General features: G+C 77.8%; 1 protein-coding gene and 1 pseudogene. Both read right to left on the bottom strand.

What is annotated here, in order from left to right; translation table 11 throughout:
- Positions 1-1225, bottom strand: a pseudogene (locus tag I6A60_RS40185) (hypothetical protein); the annotation flags it as partial.
- A 276-nt stretch (positions 1226-1501) separates the two neighbouring features.
- The coding region (locus I6A60_RS40180; protein ID WP_238437237.1) for a GNAT family N-acetyltransferase at positions 1502-3871 on the bottom strand (2370 nt) is incomplete at its 5' end.

Genomic DNA, 3871 nt, shown 5'->3' with positions numbered 1-3871 from the left:
GCGGGGCCGCCCCGGCCCCCCCCGCCCCGGCCGGGGCGGCGGGAGGCTGGCCGACGGGACCAGCCGTCGCGTTCGCGGCCGCGGCTGGCGGCGCCGGTGGGGCTGGGGGCGGGGGCGGCGGCGCGGAGACCGGAGCAGAGGGCGGTGGCGGGGGCGGGGGCGGGCCGCCGAACGGCGCCGCCTCCCCCGGCGGGTAGCTCAGGGGCTGGGGCGGCGGCGTGGTCGCGAGCCCGGGTGGACCCGAGCGGGCCTGCTCGGAGCCGGCCGGCCGGCTCGACGGCTCGGCCAGCGGCACGGAGCCGGTGTGTCGCGCGGTCGGTCCGTAGGGGCCCTGGCCGTAGGCCTGCCGGGGGGCGCCGAGCCCAGGAGCTGCCGGCGCGTAGCCGGTGCTTCCAGCCGGCGCCGCGCCGTAGCCGGAGCCGTCCGCCGGCGCCGCCCCGTAGCCGGGGCTCCCCGCTGGAGCCGTGCCGTAGCCGGGACTGCCCGCCGGCGGCGCCGCACCACCGACGCCGGATCCGCCGACGCTCGGCCCGCCGACCTCGAAGCCGCCGTAGCCAGCGCCGTACCCGCCGGCGCCCTGGTCCCCGCGGTCGTAGCCGCTCGGTTCGTAGCCGGGATAGCCGGCGGGCGCGGCACTCGCCGCGTACCCGCCGTAGCCGTCGTCCTGGCCCTGACCGCCATAGGACGCCCGGTCGTAGCCGCCGTAGCCAGCGTCCCGGTAGGCGCCGTTGGTGTACGCGCCGTCGCCGTAGGCGCCGTTGGCATACGTGCCGTCGCTATAGGTGGTGGCGCTGGCGCCGTAGGCGTCGCGGGGGTCGTCGCCCGCGCCGGCGGTGGCCGCGGGTGAACCGTCGCCGTGCGCGCCGTTGCCCAGGACGCCGGCGTGCGATCCGTTCCCCGGGTCGTAACCGCGCGGCCCGCCCGCGTCCGGGTACTGCGAGCCGACCGGCGGCTGGGGGGCGCCTGCCTGATGAGGCGGCTCGGTCCGAGAGGTCGGGGTCGGCGGCCAGACGGCGGACGTGCTCCAGTCCTGGCCACCGCTCCAGTTGCGGTCGTCCCAGTCGTGGGCACCGGCCGGTGGCGCGGGAGGCCAGGGCGCGGCGCCAGGTCGGGGGTCGTTGTCCTCCGGCGCGCCGTACCCGTGGTCCGGATAGGGCGAGGCGTACCCGCCGGTCGGACCGGCGGGCGGGCGGCCGGACGGCTCGGCGGCAGAGGACGGCGTCATGGGTCCCAATTGTCGACGGTGGGAACATGTTGTGTGGAACCGGGCCGAACCCCGCCGCGGGCTGACGTTCTTCCCGGCCCTTTCAGGGCGGTCCGGGCGGTGCTGGCAGCCGGCCCAGCCCGCCACGAAGCGCAGCCGGGAGACCGGTTTGCGCCGGTTCGCGGCCCGGTTTTCACCGAGTGAGACATTACGACGACGGGTAGCGACCCGTCTTCGGGGGCAACCGGCGGACGGATGTGACGCTCCTGACGGCCGGCGACGCGCGGCGAGCGGACGTCAGGAGATCGGGTCGACGGCCCGGACCGGCGCCGTCCAGTAGCGCCGGGGCCCAGCGTCCGCGCGCCGCGGCGGCGGCCCGGCGACGACCTCGGCCGACAGCACCGTCACGCCCCGCACGGACACGATCACCGGGTCGAGCATCAGCCGGGCCACGTCCGGCAGGTCGTCGGCCAGTCGGGCCAGCCGAAGGATCAGCTCCCGCAGCGCGGCCACGTCGACCGGCTCCGAGCCGCGGTACCCGGACAGCAGGGGCGCGGCCCGCACCGACGACACCAGCCGCTCCGCGTCCACGTCCGTGAGCGGCAGGATGTGGTACGCCCGGTCGCCGAGCAGGTCGGTGGTCGGGCCCGCGAGCCCGAACGACACCAGCGGGCCGTACCTCGGGTGCTCCTCCGAGCCGAGCACGACGGGAACCCCGGTCGCGGCCTGCCGCTGCGCCACCAGCGGCGCCTCCGGCCCGACCCGGTCGCGCAGCGAGGCCCAGGCTGCCCGCACCGCCGCCTCGTCCAGCAGCCCGAGCCGTTGTCCGCCCAGCTCCGGACGGTGCCGGTAGGGCCGGGACCGGGCCTTCAGCACCGCCGGCCAGCCGAGCCGACGCGCCGCCTCGACGGCGGCGTCCGCGCTGTCGACCTCGATCATCGGCTCGACCTCGACGCCGTAGCAGGCCAGCAGTGCCGCGCCAGCCTCGTCGTCGAGGGGTCCGGACCGGCCGGCGACCAGCGCGCGGGCCGCGTCGAGGTCAGTCTCCAGCGGCGGGACGGCCCCCAGCGGGCGGGATCGCCAGCGGGCGTAGGAGACCACCTGGCGCAGCGCGGCGACCGCTCCCTCCGGCGACGGGTAGGCCGGCACGGCGCCCAGCTCCGGGATCCGGGTCCCGCCGAGGACGCCAGCGAGAACCGGGATGTCCAGCGTCGCCGCGGCGGCGGCGACGGCGACGGCCAGCGGTGCGACCGGCTGTGGCGGCAGCGGGGCGACGGTGACCATCAGCGCGTCCGAGGTCGGGGCGGCGGCCCGCATGGCCGCCGCGAACGGCTCCGGGGCGCTGCCGAGCTTCAGCAGGACGGACTCGACGGTGAGACCGGCGGCCTCCGCCGCCTCGACGGTGAGCCGGACCAGCGCGCGCGAGTCGCCGATGACGGTCACCCGCCGGCCCCGCGGCAGCGGTTGGCTGGCGAGCAGCTGCGCGACGTCGAAGCCGGCCGACACCCGGTCGACGGAGATCACGCCGGCCTGCCGCAACAGCGCGCTGTCCAGCTCGGAGCGCCCGGCCCGCACGACGACCACCGGGGTCCTGCGGCCGACCCTGCGGGCCAGCCTGGCGAACTTGCGCGGGTTGCCGAACGTCTCCAGGTGCAACAGCGCGACCTCGGTGGCCGGGTCGTCCTCCCAGTACTGCAGCATGTCGTTGCCGGAGATGTCGGCGCGGTCGCCGGCCGAGATGAAGACCGACATGCCCAGGCCGCGGATCTCCGCCGCGGTCAGCATCGCGGTCCCCAGCGGCCCGGACTGCGAATAGCACCCGATCCGTCCGGGTGGCGGCATCTGACCCGTCAACGACGCATTCAGGCCCGCGGCGGGGTTCTGGATGCCGAGGCTCGCGGGTCCGACCACTCGCATCCCGGCGGCGCGCGCGGCGGCGGCGAGCGTCGCCTCGGCCGGCTCGTCCCGCAGGTCGGTGATCACGACGAGGCCGCGCACGCCGTGGCGCCCGCAGGCCTCGACGACCTCCGTGGTCTCGGCGGGTGGCACGCACAGCACCGCGAGGTCGACCGGGCCATCGATGTCCTCGACCCGCGCGAACGCCCGAACCGACGAGACCGCGCCCGGGTCCGCCGCGGCCGCCGGGTTCACCGGGTAGACCGGGCCGGCGAACCCGCCAGCCAGCAGGTTGCGCAGCACCGCGTTGCCAGTCGCGCCGGGCCGTCGGGACGCGCCGAGGACCGCCACCGCGCGAGGGCGCAGCAGCCGGCCGATCGACGCGGCCTCGGCCCGGTGCTCCCGGGCCCGCATCACGTCGACGGACGTCTCCGTCGGCTCGATGTCGAACGACAGCCGGACCGCGCCGGAGTCCCACTGCCGGGAGACCTTGTAGCCGGCGTCCAGGAACACCCGCACCATAGTCTGGTTCTCGGCCAGCACATCCGCGTCGAACCGGCGCACCCCGCGCTCCCAGGCCGCCGCCGCCAGGTGCTCCAGCAGCACCGAGCCGACGCCACGGCCCTGCTGCGCGTCCTCGACCAGGAAGGCGACCTCGGCCGCCGGCGCCGGCCGGACCGGCGCCTCGACGTCCGGACCGGCCCGGGCGGCCGGCGGCGCCCCCCCCGCCCCCGGCCGCGCCCGGGGGCCCGCCCCCTGGCCGGGCGCGCC

Origin of the sequence: Frankia sp. AgB1.9, assembly GCF_016786355.1 — a bacterium.
Lineage (GTDB): Bacteria > Actinomycetota > Actinomycetes > Frankiales > Frankiaceae > Pseudofrankia.
This window is presented reverse-complemented; position numbering and strand designations above follow the sequence as displayed.